The organism is Bradyrhizobium sp. SMVTL-02 (assembly GCF_051853005.1).
Classification (GTDB): Bacteria; Pseudomonadota; Alphaproteobacteria; order Rhizobiales; family Xanthobacteraceae; genus Bradyrhizobium.
In genome coordinates, this window is the sequence record NZ_CP182469.1 from 4694259 (window position 1) to 4711674 (window position 17416).

16 protein-coding genes are annotated in these 17416 nt (G+C 66.0%); 9 read left to right on the plus strand and 7 right to left on the minus strand.

Annotated features, from left to right (window positions below; translation table 11 throughout):
• The first annotated feature begins 138 nt into the window (after positions 1 to 138).
• Positions 139 to 483, plus strand: coding sequence for a hypothetical protein (locus tag ACNJYB_RS22190; RefSeq protein ID WP_439368475.1), 345 nt, complete (start codon positions 139 to 141; stop codon positions 481 to 483).
• Here the strand turns inward: ACNJYB_RS22190 and ACNJYB_RS22195 are convergent, their stop codons facing one another.
• Positions 484 to 1566, minus strand: a complete 1083-nt coding sequence (locus ACNJYB_RS22195; protein WP_439368476.1) for a COX15/CtaA family protein — start codon at positions 1564 to 1566, stop codon at positions 484 to 486.
• Between the two features lie 110 nt (positions 1567 to 1676).
• Between ACNJYB_RS22195 and ACNJYB_RS22200 the strand changes: the two genes are divergently transcribed.
• A complete protein-coding gene (locus ACNJYB_RS22200; protein ID WP_439368477.1) occupies positions 1677 to 1898 on the plus strand; it encodes a DUF2842 domain-containing protein in 222 nt (73 codons plus the stop codon).
• Here ACNJYB_RS22200 and ACNJYB_RS22205 read toward each other — a convergent pair.
• Positions 1882 to 2931: a polysaccharide deacetylase family protein gene (locus tag ACNJYB_RS22205; protein ID WP_439368478.1), complete on the minus strand. Its 1050-nt coding sequence runs from the start codon at positions 2929 to 2931 to the stop codon at positions 1882 to 1884. The genes ACNJYB_RS22200 and ACNJYB_RS22205 overlap by 17 nt on opposite strands.
• A gap of 129 nt (positions 2932 to 3060) precedes the next feature.
• Here ACNJYB_RS22205 and ACNJYB_RS22210 point away from each other — a divergent pair, with 129 nt between their 5' ends.
• Positions 3061 to 4242: a GNAT family N-acetyltransferase gene (locus ACNJYB_RS22210; protein WP_439368479.1), complete on the plus strand. Its 1182-nt coding sequence runs from the start codon at positions 3061 to 3063 to the stop codon at positions 4240 to 4242.
• A 145-nt stretch (positions 4243 to 4387) separates the two neighbouring features.
• Here ACNJYB_RS22210 and ACNJYB_RS22215 read toward each other — a convergent pair whose 3' ends face one another.
• Entirely contained in the window at positions 4388 to 6754 is a 2367-nt protein-coding gene (locus ACNJYB_RS22215) for a GumC family protein (RefSeq protein ID WP_439368480.1), read from the minus strand.
• Positions 6755 to 6956: 202 nt separating this feature from the next.
• Between ACNJYB_RS22215 and ACNJYB_RS22220 the strand changes: the two genes are divergently transcribed.
• The 3 genes from ACNJYB_RS22220 to ACNJYB_RS22230 all read left to right on the plus strand — a co-directional run bounded on the left by ACNJYB_RS22220 (position 6957) and on the right by ACNJYB_RS22230 (position 11157).
• Complete coding sequence (locus ACNJYB_RS22220; RefSeq protein WP_439368481.1) at positions 6957 to 8090, plus strand: glycosyltransferase family 4 protein; 1134 nt, start codon at positions 6957 to 6959, stop codon at positions 8088 to 8090.
• Between the two features lie 118 nt (positions 8091 to 8208).
• The gene (locus ACNJYB_RS22225; RefSeq protein ID WP_439368482.1) at positions 8209 to 9759 is read left to right on the plus strand and encodes an undecaprenyl-phosphate glucose phosphotransferase; all 1551 of its coding nucleotides are present in this window, start codon (positions 8209 to 8211) and stop codon (positions 9757 to 9759) included.
• A 150-nt stretch (positions 9760 to 9909) separates the two neighbouring features.
• Positions 9910 to 11157 (plus strand): O-antigen ligase family protein, encoded by a 1248-nt coding sequence (locus ACNJYB_RS22230; protein ID WP_439368484.1) that lies wholly within the window; start codon positions 9910 to 9912, stop codon positions 11155 to 11157.
• Here ACNJYB_RS22230 and ACNJYB_RS22235 read toward each other — a convergent pair.
• Positions 11135 to 11602, minus strand: coding sequence for a MarR family transcriptional regulator (locus ACNJYB_RS22235; RefSeq protein ID WP_439375615.1), 468 nt, complete (start codon positions 11600 to 11602; stop codon positions 11135 to 11137). The genes ACNJYB_RS22230 and ACNJYB_RS22235 overlap by 23 nt on opposite strands.
• 147 nt (positions 11603 to 11749) lie before the next feature.
• Here ACNJYB_RS22235 and ACNJYB_RS22240 point away from each other — a divergent pair, with 147 nt between their 5' ends.
• Complete coding sequence (locus tag ACNJYB_RS22240) at positions 11750 to 12946, plus strand: FAD-dependent monooxygenase (RefSeq protein WP_439368485.1); 1197 nt, start codon at positions 11750 to 11752, stop codon at positions 12944 to 12946.
• 161 nt (positions 12947 to 13107) lie between these two features.
• Here ACNJYB_RS22240 and ACNJYB_RS22245 read toward each other — a convergent pair whose 3' ends face one another.
• From ACNJYB_RS22245 to ACNJYB_RS22255, 3 genes are read right to left on the minus strand one after another with little or no spacing between them, the layout of a single operon-like run.
• Entirely contained in the window at positions 13108 to 14286 is a 1179-nt protein-coding gene (locus ACNJYB_RS22245; RefSeq protein ID WP_439368486.1) for a saccharopine dehydrogenase family protein, read from the minus strand.
• 9 nt (positions 14287 to 14295) lie between these two features.
• A complete protein-coding gene (locus tag ACNJYB_RS22250) occupies positions 14296 to 15078 on the minus strand; it encodes a DUF169 domain-containing protein (RefSeq protein ID WP_439368487.1) in 783 nt (260 codons plus the stop codon).
• A gap of 60 nt (positions 15079 to 15138) precedes the next feature.
• On the minus strand, positions 15139 to 15855 hold the full coding sequence (locus ACNJYB_RS22255; RefSeq protein ID WP_439375616.1) for a YdcF family protein: 717 nt from the start codon (positions 15853 to 15855) through the stop codon (positions 15139 to 15141).
• A gap of 222 nt (positions 15856 to 16077) precedes the next feature.
• On the opposite strand from ACNJYB_RS22255, the gene ACNJYB_RS22260 reads away from it, so the two are divergent.
• Positions 16078 to 17019: an acetamidase/formamidase family protein gene (locus ACNJYB_RS22260; protein WP_439368489.1), complete on the plus strand. Its 942-nt coding sequence runs from the start codon at positions 16078 to 16080 to the stop codon at positions 17017 to 17019.
• Positions 17020 to 17218: 199 nt separating this feature from the next.
• Complete coding sequence (locus tag ACNJYB_RS22265) at positions 17219 to 17416, plus strand: hypothetical protein (RefSeq protein ID WP_439368490.1); 198 nt, start codon at positions 17219 to 17221, stop codon at positions 17414 to 17416.

Sequence of the window (17416 nt, forward strand, 5' to 3'; positions counted from 1 at the left end):
AAGCTCGAGATTCCGGGCTCGAGCTCTCGCGCGCCCCGGAATGACGGCGGGCCGTTTTGGCCGCCGTCAGTTAATACTCATTAACCATATCTGCCGCATACATCGTCCTTGGATCGCCCCTTTGATTCGGAGCCGACGATGCTGCGCTGGATGGTGCCTGCCCTTGCGGCGATGCTGACGGTTTCAAGCGCGCTCGCCGCCGATCTGCCGGCGACGGCGAAGCGGCGCGTGGCCGTGCCGCCGCAGGACCCGCCACAGGTCTATGTCGAGACCGATCCGGATGCGCTGATCTCGCCGGCCTATGGCATCGGCAGCTACATTCGCAACCTGCCGGGCACGCCGCTCCTGCCCGGCTCCAGCACCTTGCCGGGCTATTATGGCCGACCTTGGAGCTACGATTATCAGGGCCCGTATTACGGCGGGAAGCAGGTCGGTTATTTCTGGCGCCTGCCCTACGCGTGCGGCGTCTACGGCTATTGCTGATCAGCCGGGCTGACCCACGGGCACCGCGCGCGGCTGCGCGTGCGCAGACTGCCGTGATGCCAGCCGCTCGACCTGCATCACCGCCAGCGTCAGCACCACGATCGCGACCGCCTGGTGCGCTAGCGCGAGGCCGGTAGGCACTTGGTTGAGCAGGGTCAGAATTCCGAACACCGCCTGCAGGCTGACCGCCGCAAACAGCCAGAGCGCGCCGCCGGCCGCCGTGCCCACACGCGAACGCACAGCATCGAACGCATGCAGCGCCGCCAGCAGGAACAGCGCGTAGGCCGTCATGCGATGCTCGAACTGCACGGTCAGCACGTTGTCGAACATGTTGCGCCACCACGGGGTCTCGAACCACAGCCGCTCGGCCGACGGAATGAACGCGCCGTCAATCTGCGGCCATGTGTTATAGGCGCGGCCGGCGCGCAGGCCCGCGACCAGCGCACCGAAATAGATCTGCACGAACGTCACGACGAGGAGCAGCGCGCTGGTGAAGCGCAGCCGCGCAGATGCTGCGATCGGCGGACGCTCCTCGAGCCGCCGCACCGTCCAGACGATGCCGGCGAAGATCAGCAGCGCCAGCACCAGATGCGTCGCCAGCCGATATTGCGACACCTCGACCCGTTCCGACAGGCCCGAGGCCACCATCCACCATCCGACAGCGCCCTGCAGACCGCCGAGCGCGAACAGCAGCCATAGCCGCCGCTTGAGCTCACTCGACAGCCCGCCGCGCCACAGGAAGAACAGGAACGGCAGCAGATAGGCGACGCCGATGAAGCGGCCGAGCAGCCGGTGGCTCCATTCCCACCAGAAGATCTCCTTGAACTCGGACAGGCTCATGCCTGAATTGAGCTCGCGATATTGCGGGATCTTCTTGTAGGCCTCGAACGCCTCGCTCCACTGCGCTTCCGAGAGCGGCGGGATACTGCCCGTGACCGGCTTCCATTCGACGATCGACAGGCCGGATTCCGTCAGCCGCGTCGCCCCGCCGACCAGCACCATCAGTGCGATCAGCGCGGCCACGGAGATCAGCCACCAGCGCGCGGCGCGGCTCGGCTCGGAGGGGGTGGAAATCATCGTCATTTCAGAGACAAAACCAAGCCTGTGCCTAAGAGACTTGAACCGGACTGCGTGCCCCTTATAGTCCCCCGCTCCCGCAGCGCAAGTTACGCGAAAGCCGCAAATAGTCCGCCATGACGATCCGCACCCGCAAGTTCCTCGGCGCCATCCTGCTGCTGGTGCTGGCCACCGTCTGGGCCCTGCTCGGCATGGCGGCGGCGCAGATACCGTGGATCGCCCAGTCCGGCTGGCGGCAGGCGATCTACTATGTGGTCGTGGGCATGGGCTGGGTGCTGCCGGCGATGCCGATCGTGAGCTGGATGCAGCGGCCCGATCGGGTCAAGTCTGGCTCGTAGCGCTGCCGGTCGGCCTCACCGGCGCAAAGGCGACACCCGAGACCAGCACGCGCAGCATGCGGAGCGAGCGCACCCGGCCGTCCCAGGAAATCCGCGGCAGCGCCCGCAGATTGGTGCGCCCCTCCGCCTCCACGATGCCAGGGATCGTCGACACCGCGCTGGCAAAGCCCGCCTGCTCCGCCATCAGGACGTGGCTGCGCCGGAAGGAAGAGCGGTCGCCGAACGGAAACGCCAGATGCCTGACGTCGCGATCGAGCGCGGATTCGGCCACGGCCTTGCCCATCGTCATCTCGCGCAGCGCGGCGGTGTCCTTCATGTTGGCGAGAACGGGATAGTTCACGGTCGCGCTGCCGATCGTGACCAGCGGGTCGGCAGCCAGCTTGGCCAGATCCTCCCAATCCATCGACGCTTGGCGCGAGAGCGCGGCGAGGTCGACCCGGTAGCGTGTGCAGAGATCGGCGATCGCAGCCGACAGCTCTGACGGGGGCAGCGACCGCAGCCAGCTCTCGATATACGAGAACAGCGCCCGCTTTTCGGCATTGCCCGTGACGGTGAAACGCTGCTCCCTCTCGCCCATCATCAGACTGATGCGGCTCTCGCGCGCGATCACCTGCTCGAGCCCGAGCCACCAGGCTTCGCCGACGCCGTCGGGAAACGCCGTGGGCACATAGATCGTGAAAGGCACGGCGTGGTGGGCCAGCACCGGATAGGCGAAGTTGATGAGATCCTTGGATGCGCCGTCGAAGGTCAGCGCCACGAAGCGCCGCTTCTCCGGCAACGTCACCGCGCGCCGACAGACCTCGTCCATGCCGAGGAAATCATACTTCCACCGCTTCAGCGCCCGAATGGCGCGATCGAGAAATTGCGGCGTGATCTCATGCGCGCGCAGCGGCTGAAACCCGCCGCGCCGCCGCGGCCGAACATGCGCAAAGCACAGGATGGCACCGGCACCACGGCTGCGCAGCGCAGCCCGGCCGCTGAACCAGGTCAGCTCGAGGCGCAGCCGTTGCAGCCATCTGTCGTCGGATGCCAATATCTCACCTTCGCGCTCGCCGGCGGCCCGTTCCCTCGCCCCTCCTCATTACTCTTTGTTGACATTTCTTTGCAAAGGTCGGCCACAGGCCGGACTACGCATTTTTCGTTTTCTCGACAGGTTTCGCGAATGACCATGGCTGCGGCGATGCAAAGCCGGACGGCAGAAGCGCCAGCCCGGTCGAAAGCGAGCCGTATCGCGCGTGTCGATATCCTCAGCGATCTCGGCGAGGCCGAGGCCGTCTGGCGCGCCTTCGAGGAGCCCGGTCATCTCTTCACGCCCTATCAGCGCTTCGACCTGCTCGGCCCCTGGCAGCGGCAGGTCGGCGCTCACGAGGGCGCCTGCCCTTTCATCGTCGTCGCCCGCGACGCCGATCGCCAGCCGCTTCTGCTGTTGCCGCTCTCGCTGCGCCAGAGCCATGGTGTGCGCACGGCCTGCTTCATGGGCGGCAAGCACACGACCTTCAACATGGGCCTGTGGAACGCCGAGTTCGCAGGCGAGGCCAGCACCGCCGATCTCGACGTGCTGCTCGCGCCGCTCGGCGCGCATGTCGACGTGCTCGCGCTGACACAGCAGCCGCTGCGCTGGAATGAGCAGCAGAACCCGTTCACGGCGCTGCCGCGGCAGAGCGCGATCAACGGCTGTCCGCTGCTGACGATGGAGCCGGGCGGCCCGCCCGCATCACGGATCAGCAATTCCTTCCGCCGCCGCCTGAAGAGTAAGGAGAAGAAGCTCCAGACGCTCGCCGGCTACCGCTATCACCTGGCGACGACCGACGCGGACGTCACCCGCCTGCTCGACTGGTTCTTCCGCGTCAAGCCGGCGCGGATGGCGGAGCAGAAGCTCCCGAACGTGTTCGCCGAGCCGGGCGTCGAACAGTTCGTGCGCAGCGCGTGCCTCGCGCCGCGCGGCGAAGGCCGCATCATCGACATCCACGCGCTCGAATGCGACGACGAGGTGATCGCGATCTTCGCCGGCGTCGGCGATGGCCAGCGCTTCTCGATGATGTTCAACACCTACACGATGTCCGAGCATGCCCGCTACAGCCCGGGCCTGATCCTGATGCGCTACATCATCGATCGCTACGGCGAGCGCGGCTACCGCTCGCTCGACCTCGGCATCGGCTCGGACGACTACAAGCGGATGTTCTGCAAGCACGACGAGGACATCTTCGACAGTTTCGTGCCGCTGACCTCGCGCGGCAAGCTCGCCGCGATGGCGATGTCATCGCTCAGCCACGGCAAGCGGCTGGTGAAGCAGAACCAGATGCTGTTCGATTTGGCCCGAAGGCTGCGGCAGGCGTTCGGGTAGTTCTCTTCCCTTCTCCCCATGTGGCCCCTTGTGGGAGAAGGTGGCGCGAAGCGCCCGACTCGACTATTCGTGAGGATAGAGACCCCTCACCCGGCTTCGCTTTCGCGAAGCCACCCTCTCCCACAAGGCGAGAGAGTAAGAGCGATCACGCCGCCACCACGCGCAGCGGCTCAGCCGCGCCTGGCGCCTGCACGGGCTTGCTCAGCATAGTCACCTCGCTGAAGCCGACGGCCTTCAGCTGCTCGCACATCTCCGTGCGCGCGTCCGGCACCATCGAGGCATCGGGCACCACGACGGCGCGGGCGTTGGTCGTCAGCAGTTCCGCCGGAAGGTCGGACGCACCGCCGGCATCGAGCAGCACGTGGTCGTAGGCGCGCAGCAGCGCGTCGATCGCGAGGCCCACGCGCGGCGATTGCAGTAGGCTGCGGTCGAAGCCGGGACGGCCCGCCATGACCAGGTGCAGCCGCGAGAGCTTGTCGCGGGTGATCACCTGGGCGAACGAGGCCTCGCCCTGCATCAGCTCGGCAAGGCCGGGCGCGGAGGCGTCGACCGACACCGCGGCGATGGTCGGCGAGGACGCGGCAAGATCGACCACGACGACGCGCGCGTCGCGCGCCAGATGCCGCGCCAGCGTCAGCGCCGACAGCGTGACGGAGTCGCCGGGCGCGGTACCGAGCACCGTGACCTTCTTCGCCACCGCACCCGCGGCGCGCAGGCTGGCCGCCAGATGCTCGATCTCGGCGAATTCGGTGGCCCCGGCATCGGCCGCCATCTCCGGCTGAAGCGGCGCGGGTTCCGCTATCACCGGCTCGACGACGTGTTCGACGAGGCGCTCGACCGCCGGCCGGACCAAAGGCTCCTGGCGGACCGCTGCGTGCGTTTGTGACGCCGCCGGCGCCGGGGTGAACACAGCCGCCGCGCGCGGCGCGGTCTGACGGAGCAGCTCGCCGGTGACGACGACGCCAGACGAGAGCAGCAGCGTCGCGATCGTCGCGATCAGCACGATCGGCAGCTTCTTCGGATAGGCCGGCGTGTTGGAGACGATGGCGCGCGAGATGATGCGGCCGTCGGTCGGCGCGGTGTCGATGGTCTCGCGGGTATTGGCCTCGCGATATTTGGCGAGATAAGTCTCAAGCAGGTCGCGCTGCGCCTTGGCTTCGCGCTCGAGCGCACGCAATTGCACGTCCTGGCCGTTGGTCGAGGTCGCCTGCTTCTTGAGCTGCTCGAGGCTCGCCGTCAGGCCGTCGACCCGGCCGCTGGCGATGCGCGCATCATTTTCGAGCGAGCGCGAGATCTTGGCCGCCTCATCCCGGATCTGGTTGTCGAGGTCGCCGAGCTGCGCCTTCAGCTCCTTGATGCGCGGATGGTTGCCGAGCAGCGTGGACGATTGTTCGGCGAGCTGCGCCCGCAGCGTCACCCGCTGCTCCGACAATCTACGCATCAGCTCGGAGTTCACCACTTCGGATGCCTCGATCGGCTTGCCGCTCTGGAGCATCTCCTTGATCAGCCGCGCCTTGGATTCCGCATCCGCCTTCATCGAGCGCGCGTTGTTGAGCTGGGTGTTGACCTCGCCCATCTGCTGGTTCGACAGCGTGGTGTTGTTGGTGCCGACGAACAGGCTCGACTTGGAGCGGAAATCCTCGACCCTGGCCTCGGCGTCGGACACCTTCTTGCGCAGATTCTCGATCTCGCCCGCGAGCCACTGGCTCGCGTTCTTTGCCTGGTCCTGGCGGGCGTTCTGCTGCAGCACGAGGTAGCCGTCGGCGATCGAGTTGGCGACGCGCGCGGCAAGGTCCGGATCGGCGGACTGGAATTCGACCACGATGACGCGCGACTTGTCGACGGCGTACGCCTGGAGCCGCTCGTAATAGGCATCCAGCACGCGCTCTTCCGGCGTCATCGAGAACGGATCGCGACCGATGCCGACGAGGGCCGCCAGCGACTTCAGCGGCGAGATGCCCTGCAGCACCGGATCGAATTCGGGGCGTTCCGCCAGCTTGTTCTTCCTGATGATCTCGCGCGCGAGATCGCGCGACAGCACGAGCTGCACCTGGCTGGTGACGGCCTCGGCGTCGAGCGCCTGCCGCTCCTCGGTACGGTCGCCGTTCGGGCGCAGGAACACGTTCTCGCGGCCGTCGATCAGGATGCGGGATTCCGACTTGTAGCGCGGCGTGACGAGGTTGACGGCGGCAATCGACGCGACGAGCGCCAGTACCGTGGGCAAGATGATCCAGCCGCGCTTGCGCGTCAGTGCCGCACCGAGCGCGTGCAGATCGATGTCACCGGATTCGACTGCGGCCTGCTTCGCGATAGCCGGCGCCGGCCTTGCTTCAACCTTGGCAGCTTCGACCTCGGGCGCGACTTCGGCCACCTCCGCTTCGGCCACCTTGGGTTCGGACACCTTGGGTTCGGACACCTGGGTTTTAGACACCTTGGTTTCAGGCTTGGACTTCGAAACAGCCCGCTCGATCACCGCCTTGTCCTTGCCGGCACGCCAGAACGCTAAACGCATCGAACACTCCCGCAGGGGCAACGCCACCAAGCTACCTCAACCGGGGCGATTACACTCCATTAAGGTTGCCGCTGGGTTAATCGCCGCATTCCGCGCCTCGCGCCCGAGCACCCGTCATCGTTTATTAACCACGAAGGCTCTTAATCCGTCTCGATATTTCCTGGAATTGTTCGGTACGCGCCGTCGAGCGCTGGTTTTGATCATGCCCCCCTCACCCGACCAGCCGCTTCGCATCCTGCACGCCGTGCGCGCTCCGGTCGGCGGGATCTTTCGCCACATCATCGACGTCGCCAACGGCCAGGTCGACCGCGGCCATCATGTCGGGATCCTCGCCGACAGCCTCACCGGCGGCGAACGCGCCGACAAGGCGCTGGCCGAGCTCGCGCCGCGCCTCAAGCTCGGCGTGTACCGCATTGCGATCCGCCGCGAGCCGTCGCCCGATGACTTCATGGTGTGGATGCGAATGCGGCGCCTGATCGCGAAGCTCAAGCCTGACGTCGTGCACGGCCACGGCGCCAAAGCCGGCGCCTTCATTCGCATGCGGCGGCGCACCGACGACACCATTCGTATCTACACCCCGCATGGCGGCTCGCTGCACTATCCGCTCAACACCTTGAAGGGCGAATTCTACGCGCGACTCGAACGCTCGCTGATGGGCGCGACCGACCTGTTCCTGTTCGAGAGCGCCTTCGCCCGCGACACCTATCAGCGCATCGTCGGCACGCCCAAGGGCGTGGTGCATTGCGTCTTCAATGGCGTCACGCCGGAAGAATTCGAACCCGTCGTCACCGCCGAGGATGCGACCGACCTCTGCTATGTCGGCGAGTTCAGGCACATCAAGGGCGCGGACCTGCTGGTCGATGCCGTGGCACGGCTGCGCGAAGGCGGCAAGAACGTCACGCTCACCCTCGGCGGAGACGGCGAGGAGACGGCGGCGCTGAAGGCGCAGGTCGACGGACTTGGTCTCTCAGGTGCCATCCGCTTCATCGGCCACGTGAAGGCGCGCTACGGCTTCTCGAAGGGTCGGCTGCTGGTCGTTCCCTCGCGCGGCGATTCCATGCCCTATGTCGTCATCGAGGCGGGCGCGGCCGGCGTTCCCATGATCGCGGCGAAGATCGGCGGCATCCCCGAGATCTTCGGCCCCGACAGCCCCGCGCTGTTCGCGCCGAGCGATCCGGAGGCCATGGCCGAGGCGATCGCTGCGGCGCTGGACGATCCGCAAGCGACCGCGCAACGCGCGGTGTCCTTGCGTGAGCGCATCTCCGCACATTTCTCCCAGCAGGCCATGGTCGACGGCGTGCTCGCGGGCTACCGCGACGCTTTTACCAATCATTAACCATCCTTAAGGCCGCTTTAGAAAATCTTCCGATTTGTTCGGTAATCGAGTGCCAGGGGATGCCTGCCCGGGGCCGCAAAGTGGCGCCCACGGGTTGTTGGAATGGACGTGGACGCCCGTGGAACCGCTCAACGCACGCTCGATGCTCGATGCCGCGACCGGCGCCGCGGCGAGGCCCGCCGACCAGCCCTTTGTGGAGCGCCGCCGCCGGCTCTCGCCGGCCGCACTCGAGGTCGTCAACCAGAAGGTCGCCCGCGCTTATTCGCCGATCGTGATCGCCGGTTTTGTTCGCCTCGCCGATTTCGTGTTGCTGAGCCTCGTCGGCATCGCGGTCTATATCGGCTATGTCATGCCGCTCGCCGGCGGCTTCAGCTGGGTCTATCCTGTGGAGATCGTGGCCGTCGCGATCGCAGCCGTGGTCTGCTTCCAGGCTGCCGACCTCTACCAGGTGCAACTGTTCCGCGGTCAGCTCCGGCAGCTGACGCGGATGATCTCGTCTTGGTCGTTCGTCTTCCTGCTGTTCATCGGCGTCTCCTTCTTTGCCAAGTTCGGCAGCGAAATTTCGCGGCTGTGGCTCGCCGCCTTCTACTTCCTCGGGCTCGCCGGGCAGATCGCGGAGCGTCTGGTGCTGCGCTCGCTGGTGCGCGCCTGGGCGCGCGAGGGCCGGCTCGACCGGCGCACCATCATCGTCGGCTCCGACCGCAACGGCGAGCAGCTGGTCGAGGCACTGAAGGCGCAGGACGATTCCGACATCCACGTGCTCGGCGTGTTCGACGACCGCAATGACAGCCGCGCGCTCGACACCTGCGCCGGCGCCCGCAAGCTCGGCAAGGTCGACGACATCGTCGAGTTTGCCCGCCGCACCCGCGTCGATCTCGTGCTGTTCGCGCTGCCGATCTCCGCGGAGACGCGCATCCTGGAGATGCTGAAGAAGCTCTGGGTGCTGCCGGTCGACATCCGCCTCTCCGCGCACACCAACAAGCTGCGCTTCCGTCCCCGCTCCTATTCCTATCTCGGCGAGGTGCCGACGCTCGACGTGTTCGAGGCGCCGATCACCGACTGGGACCTGGTGATGAAATGGCTGTTCGACCGCATCGTCGGCGGCATCGCGCTGCTCGCAGCGCTGCCGATCATGGGACTGGTGGCATTGGCCGTGAAGCTCGACAGCCCGGGTCCCGTGCTGTTCCGTCAGAAGCGCTTCGGCTTCAACAACGAGCGCATCGACGTCTACAAGTTCCGCTCGATGTACCACCACCAGGCCGACCCGACGGCGTCGAAGGTGGTGACCAAGAACGATCCGCGCGTCACCCGCGTCGGCCGCTTCATCCGCAAGACCAGCCTCGACGAGCTGCCGCAGCTCTTCAACGTGGTGTTCTCCGGCAATCTTTCCCTGGTCGGCCCGCGCCCGCATGCGGTGCAGGGCAAGCTCCAGAGCCGGCTGTTCGACGAAGCCGTCGACGGCTATTTCGCCCGCCACCGCGTCAAACCCGGCATCACCGGCTGGGCCCAGATCAACGGCTGGCGCGGCGAGATCGACAATGAAGAGAAGATCCAGAAGCGGGTCGAGTTCGACCTCTACTACATCGAGAACTGGTCGGCGCTGTTCGACTTGGTCATTCTCCTGAAGACGCCGGTCTCGCTGCTGACCAAGAACGAGAACGCATATTGAGTTTCCGTCATGCCCCGCGAACGCGGGGCATCGAGTACGCCGAGACGCCGAGGCTGGACCTCGCTGCCGAGAGTACTGGATCGCCCGGTCAAGCCGGGCGATGACAGCCGTGTTTGTGGTGTACAAGTTGCGTAAGCGTATGAGCGTGTGATGACGTATGCGGCGACAGCCGGTGGAGTGAAATTGGCCGCACCGGCTGCGCCCGGCGTGCTGGCGCTCCAGCGCGTGCTGGTGTGGCTGGTCGGCGCCTCCGGCGCCATCGTCTTCATCGAGCCCAGCCCCTACGAGATCGCGACGCTGCTCGCGACCGTCACCTTCTTCGCCACCGGCCTGCGCCTGCGGCTCGTGCTGATGCCGCTAGTGCTGATGCTGGTCCTGCTCAATGTCGGCTACACCATCAGCGCGATCCCGCTGTTCGAGCAGCCCGAGGTGGTGAGCTGGATCGCGACCTCCTGGTACATGGCGGTGACCGTCGTGTTCTTCGCCATGGTCACGTCCGAGGACACTGCCGCGCGGCTCGACATGCTGCGCCGCGGGCTCGTGGCCGGCGCGATGGTCGCCTCGCTCCTGGCGGTCGCCGGCTACTTCCGCCTGGTGCCGGGCGGCGACGACCTCCTCACGCTCTACGGTCGCGCGCGCGGCACGTTCAAGGACCCGAACGTGCTCGGCGCCTTCCTGATCCTGCCGGCGCTGTTCGCGCTGCAGAGCGTGGTCTCTGACAAGCTCGGCAAGGCGTTCCGCAACGTCATCGCCTTCGGCGTCATATCGCTGGCGATCCTGCTCGCGTTCTCGCGCGCCGCCTGGGGCGGACTGGTGCTGACCTCCGCCTTCATGCTGGCGCTGATGGTGCTGACCAGCCGCACCAACGCGCAGCGCTCGCGCGTCGTCATCATGGCGATCGTCGCTGCGGTGCTGGGTCTCGCGCTGATCGCGGTGCTGCTGTCATTCGATTCCACCGCCGAGATGTTCAAGCAGCGCGCGAGCTTCGATCAGAGCTACGACGAAGGCCGCTTCGGCCGGTTCGGCCGTCACATCCTGGGTGCGGAGATGGCGCTCGACCTGCCGTTCGGCATCGGCCCGCTGCAATTCCACCGCTACTTCCCCGAGGACACCCACAACTCCTACCTCAACGCCTTCATGTCCGGCGGCTGGCTCTCCGGCGTCTGCTATCCCGCGCTGGTCTTCACCACCGTCATCATGGGCTTCCGGCACATCTTCGTCCGCGTGCCCTGGCAGCGCGCTTATCTCGCGATCTTCTCGGCCTTCGTCGGCACCGTCGGCGAAAGCTTCGTGATCGACACCGACCACTGGCGGCACTTCTGGATGATGCTGGGCGCGATGTGGGGCATGATCGCCGCGGCGCAGGCCTATAAGGCTAGCGGAGCTTCTTCAGCTTGAGATTGGGACGCTTCTCCGGCGGCGTGTCGAGCAGGCTCTTCAGCGATTCCGTTGCCGCAACCACGCCCTTGTATCCCTCGGTCGCGAAGCGCAGCAGCAGGCGCAGTTCATCGTCGGAATAGCTGCCCAGGACCTTCTCCATCGCCTGCTGCATCGGGACGTAGAGTTGGCCGATCTTCATGGCTGCCTCCGGCACGACGGCGATGAACACCTTGCGGCGGTCCTTCTCGTCCCGCTCGCGGCGCACAAGGCCAGCCTTCTCGAGCCGATCGATCACGCCGGTGATCGCGCCCGTCGTCAGGCCGGTGACCTCGGCGAGCCGGCCGGCGGTGACGCGCCCCTCGAGATAGAGGATGTCCATGCATTCGAGGTCGGAGTTCGCAATTCCGGCAACATTCGCAACGGTTTGGCCATAGAGCACGCCCTGCGCCGAAGATCTGCGCATCGCCGCCTCGAGCTCCTGCAACAGCGCAGTGCGCGCCTTCGTCCTTGACAAGGTCGGCCTCTTATCTTATTCGACATATATCTTAGTCGCTAAGAGATTTAGCGACCGTAATTTCTCCTAGCACCACGGAAACGTCGGGAGCAAGCCATGTCCAGCCGTCCACGCAAGGCCCTCATCATCGGTGCCGGCATCGCCGGGCCCGTCGCCGCCATCCTGCTGCGCCGCGCCGGCATCGAGTCCGCGATCTACGAGGCGTGGCCCTACTCAAAGGGTATCGGCGGCGGCCTCCAGATCGCGCCGAACGGTATGCATGTGATGGACGAGATCGGGCTCGCCAACGAACTGATCAGCCGCGGCTCGGTGGCGGAGGCCTTCGACTTCTATTCGCAGGGCGGCGAGAAGCTGGGCTCGATCAACCGCGACATGGCACGGCGCTTCGGCCAGCCGGCCGTCAACATTTCCCGCGCCACGCTGAACGAGATCCTGATCGACAAGGCCTGGTGCGCCTGCGTCTCGCTCTACTTCGAGAAGCGCCTGATCAAGGTCGAGGATCGCGGCGACCAGCCGATCATCGCCTACTTCTCCGACGGCACCACCGCCGAAGGCGACTTCCTGATCGGCGCCGACGGCGTGCACTCGGTCGTGCGCCGCCAGGTCGTGCCTGATGGTCCGCAGCCGTTCGACACCGGCCTGATCGGCTTCGGTGGCTTTGTGCCGCATGCCGTCCTCGACGGCAGGCCGATCGGCCGGCATGTCGAGACGACGTTCGGCCAGAGCGGCTTCTTCGGCTACGGCTATTGCAGCCCGGATCCGAACGAAGGCGTGATGTGGTGGAGCACGCAGCCCGCGCACGGCATGGACGCGGCGATGTTCCGCGCGCTCGACCACGCGACGCTGAAGCAGCATCTGCGCGGCTTCCACCGCGGCTGGCACGATCCGATCCCCGACATCATCGAAGCGGCCGAGAACATCGTCGTCACCGACACGCTCGACGTCGCGACCTTGCCCACCTGGTCGCGCAAGCGCTCGCTGCTGATCGGCGATGCCGCGCATGCGACCAGCCCTCACGCCGGCCAGGGCGCCTCGCTCGCGCTCGAGGACGCGATGCGGCTCGCGCGCCTGATGCAGGAGGGCCAGGAGCTCGGCGCCACCTTCCAGGCCTTCGAGGCCGAACGCCGCCCGCGCACCGAGAAGATCGTCGCCATGGCCCGCCGCAACGGCAACAGCAAGCGCGAGTTCAGCGCCACCGGGGCGTGGATGCGCAATCAGATGCTGAAATGGCTATTGCCGCTGGGCGCCAAGGGCATGGAGTTCATGTATGCCTATGACGCGCGGGCGGCGTGATCCCTTCTTCCCCCTTTCCCCGTTCTTACCGGGAGAAGGTTGGGGTGAGGGTCTCCCGGCGTAAAACGGTGAAGCGTTGGACTCGCAGAGAGTCCCCCTCACCCGCCCCGCGTTCCGCGTGTCGGCCTCTCCCCGCAAGCGGGGTGAGGCGAAGGAGGCGCCTAGCCTTCCACCCTGAACGTCAGCCCGGCATTGTCCTGCAGCCGCTTGATCAGCTTGTGCTGCATCGCTGCGCCCGGCGTCCAGAAACCGCCCGGAACGTCCGTCGCATCACGCAGCAGGCAGATCGCGCATTCGGAGATCATCTTGGAGGTCGAGCCGTAGCCGGGATCGCGGTCGCCGGTGACGCCGGCACGGACCATGCGGCCATCCGGCGCGATCGCGACATAGAGCAGGTTGAACAGACCGTTCTCGCGCTCTTCCTTCGACGGTCCCTCTCCCGGCTTCGGCGCATTCGGGCCGGTCTTCTCGGCGTTGGCCGCCATCACGCGCTTGGCGTTGGCCTCGCCCTTCTCGCCGGGGCCGGTCAAAACCATCTCGTCGTAGACGAAGTCCTGGCCGTAGGGAAAGCCCATCAGCATGTTGGAGCGATGGACGTTGCGCGTGTTGATCAGCGCCATCATGAACGGCGCGGCCCAGGACTGCAGGTCCTCCTCGAAGACGGCCCTGTTGCCCTTCGGCTGCTTCGGTCCGGTGAAGCCGGGCGTCAGCGCGAAGTGATCGTTGAGGATGGCGACGAGGCTGAGATCTTTGGCGACGGCATCGAAGGTCGCTTTCGCGCTCGCCGCGGTGCCGCCCGACAGGGTGCCGCGCATGTCGCGCACACGGCCCTTCACGCGGGCCGCCGGCGCGCCGAACACACGCTTCGCCTCCTCCTGCACGAAGAACGTGCCGAGCTCGAACGGCACGGAATCATAGCCGCAGGAGAACACGATGCGCGCGCCGCTCGCCTTCGCCGCATCAGCGTACTTGTCGATCATCTGCCGCATCCAGACCGGCTCGCCGCAGAGATCGAAATAATCCACGCCCGCAGCGACGCAGGCTGCCAACAGGTCCTCGCCGTAGAACTGATACGGCCCCACCGTCGTGATCACCGACTTGGTCTGCGCCACCATCGCCTTCAGTGAGCCCGCGTCGGACGCATCCGCCACGATCAGCGGCGTGTCGGCCGGCGCGCCGATGGCATCACGCACCGATTTGAGCTTGTCGAGGCTGCGGCCCGCCATCGCCCATTTGAGCGCCTTGTCGTCCCTGTAGTGCGCCGCCAGATATTCGGCGACGAGCTGGCCGGTGAAACCGGTCGCGCCGTAGACGACGATGTCGAATTTCGCAGAGCTCATGACTGGCCTTTACTTCTTCGCGTAGCTCACGCCCATGCCGGCACGGACGTCGCTTTGAATACCATAGGGCGGGATCGGATAGCGCAGGCCGTTCTTCGACAGCGCCTTCATGCCCTCGATCGCCTTGGCGAGATGCGAAGGCTTCAGGGCCATCAGCATCTCCTCGTCCGGCACGCCGCCATAGCGCCGTTCGGCATAGCATGGCAAGGACAGGCTGGGCTCCCCCGTTTTCAGCGCCCGGCCCCAGGAATCCGCGCAGGCGGTCTCGCCGACCACGCCCCATTCGAATTTCCTGTAGCCGGTATATTGCAGCCCGTTGATCAGGATGATCATTTGCCCCGGCGTCGCGTAGACGAGGCAGATGTCGGGCGGATCGAGCCGGCCGCTCGCGAGCGGGCTGACCGCGAGCGCCTGATAGTGTCCGAACGGAACCACATCCAGCGCCTCCTGGCGCTTGCGGGCGTCCTCCGCGGTGCCGTGCCAGACCCCGACATAGTTCTCGCCGGCGAGCCATTTGTCGTCCTGTGGCGCAAGCCCGATCACCGCGCGGCACTGGCTGCCGACCAGATCGTCGGCGGTGATGCCGACGGTCCAGCCCAGACGCGCGGCCATGCTGACGATCTGGTCGGTGGTATGGATCGCGTTCGGGCGCCGGATCTTCGGGATCGCTTCCATGTCGGCAGCTTGTGCGAACAGCTTCATGCCGATCACCGTCGTCTTCAACCGCAACAGGCTGTTGAGATCGGCGACGAGGCCGGCAAGGTCGATCCTCTCTGCACTCTGCTGCTGCATCGCGTCCTCCCGACCGGCGGTCGCGCGCCGGTGCTGTGTTGTTGTTGTGCGACCCTCGTTCTAGTCCGTGCCCGGGCCCGGTAGCAACTCGCCGGTCCGGCCCATGATGCGGTAGGTCAGAAGACCGATCCACTCGCGCATGGCGACATCGGTCCTGCCGAGCCCCTCCTTGCCGAGATGGGTGAACGCGAAGAGATCGTCACGCCCGCCCATGCGCCAGTCCACCGGGTAGGCCTCGACCTCAAATCCGGCCTTGTGAAAGATCCCCATCGCGCGCGGCATGTGGAAGGCCGACGTCACCAGCAGCCAGCGTTCGCCGGGCTTCGGCGAAACCAATTGCCTGGTGAAGACCGCGTTCTCCCAGGTGTTGCGCGAGTCCCGTTCGACGATCAGGCGCTCCTTGGGGATCCCGAGGTTCTCCAGGATCGGCGCGGAGTAGTCGGCTTCCTTGGCATCGGTGGAGACCAGGTTCGCCGAGCCCCCGGTGAAGACGATGCGCGCATTCGGATAGCGGCGCGCGAGCTCGGCAGGTGCCAGCATGCGATCGGCTGCGGATGCGACCACCGGCGTGCGATGCGCCGCCGACAGATCGGTGTCGACGGAGCCGCCGAGCACGATGATGCCGTCGGGCGCGCCGCGCGCCGGGTCCCACTTCGGAAAGCGCGACTCCAGCGGATAAAGCAGCAGGTTGCCGAGCGGCGAGTACGCCGCCAGCGCCAGCAGGACGAGCGTCGTCACCGCAAGCTTGCGACCGAGCGCGGCAAAGCGCGTCAGCATCAGCACCAGCGACAGGATGCCGAGCTCGACCAGCAGATTGATCGGCAGCAGCGCCGTGCCGATTGTCTTGGACAGGACGAAATACAGGGGAGCCTCGTTCGAGTGAAGGTGCCATGCGCGGGCTTGACCAGCCCATCCATGATCGGAAATCTTCTTGAAAGAGGATCGCTCGCCGGGTCAAGCCCCGGGCATGACAAGCAAGAACCGATTGGACGGCCGCAAATGACCCATCACCACCTGCATTCCAGCCCCGAGACCTGTCATTGGGGCTTCTTCGAAGCCAAGCTCAAGCCGGTGCTGACGCTCAAAAGCGGTGACGAGGTGACGGTCGACACCATCAGCGGCGGTCCGGACATGCTGCCCGACCGCGACAAGTTTCACATTCCGCCCGAGATGTACGAGGTTCACGCGAGGAGTGAGCGCATGCTGCCCGGCCACATCCTCACCGGCCCGATCGCGGTCGAGGGCGCCGAGCCCGGCGACGTGCTCGCGGTCGAGATCCTCGACGTCCAGCTCCGGCAGGACTGGGGCTGGAACATGATCAAGCCGTTGTCCGGCACCCTGCCCGACGATTTCCACGAGACGCGCATCCTCAACATCCCGCTCGACCGCACGCGGATGGTCGGCCGCATGCCATGGGGGCTGGACCTGCCGCTAAAACCGTTCTTCGGCGTCATGGGCGTTTCGCCGCCACCTGCCTGGGGCCGCATCTCCTCGCTGGTCCCGCGCGCCATGGGCGGCAATCTCGACAACAAGGAACTCGGCGCCGGTGCGACGCTCTATCTGCCGGTATTCGTTCCGGGCGCGCTGTTCTCCTGCGGCGACGGCCATGGCGTGCAGGGCGACGGCGAGGTCTGCGTCACCGCGATCGAGACCGCGCTGCAGGGCCGCTTCCGCCTGACGCTGCGCAAGGACCTCAGGCTGGACTATCCCCGCGCCGAAACGGCGACGCACTACATGACCATGGCGATGGACCCCGATCTCGACAGTTGCGTGGTGCGCGCGCTGCGCGACATGATCGCCCTGCTCGGCGAGACGCGAAACCTGTCGCGCGAGGACGCCTACACCTTGTGCAGCCTGGCGGCCGACTTGCGGGTGACCCAGACCGTCAACGGCTCCAAGGGCATCCATTGCATGATCGAAAAGTCGATCGTGCACGGCTGAGCCGGCCCGCATCTGCTGACCTTTACACGCTACGCCGCCGCACGGGGTTCCGCGCAGCGCGTTGTCGCGCGCCAGAATTCAAAAGTGATTCCAATGCGTTGCGCGGAGGTCCGCGAGCGCATTTGACTTCCACCCCCGAACCTAAATAGAGTCTTAATCGTAACTTTTATGTACCCGAGTAAGAGGCTAGCGTTCGGCCATGGCCACCGAAAAAGCCGAGACTGACCGCATTCCTGTAACCTTGGCGCTCTCGACCATCACCTATCTGGAGAAACTGGTGAGACAGGGCACCCACGGCACCAGCGTTCCCGGCGTCGCACGAACCCTGATCGAGGAAGGCATCCGCCTCGCCATCAAGGACGGACTTCTGTCGATTCGCGACAATGGCAGGCCGTGA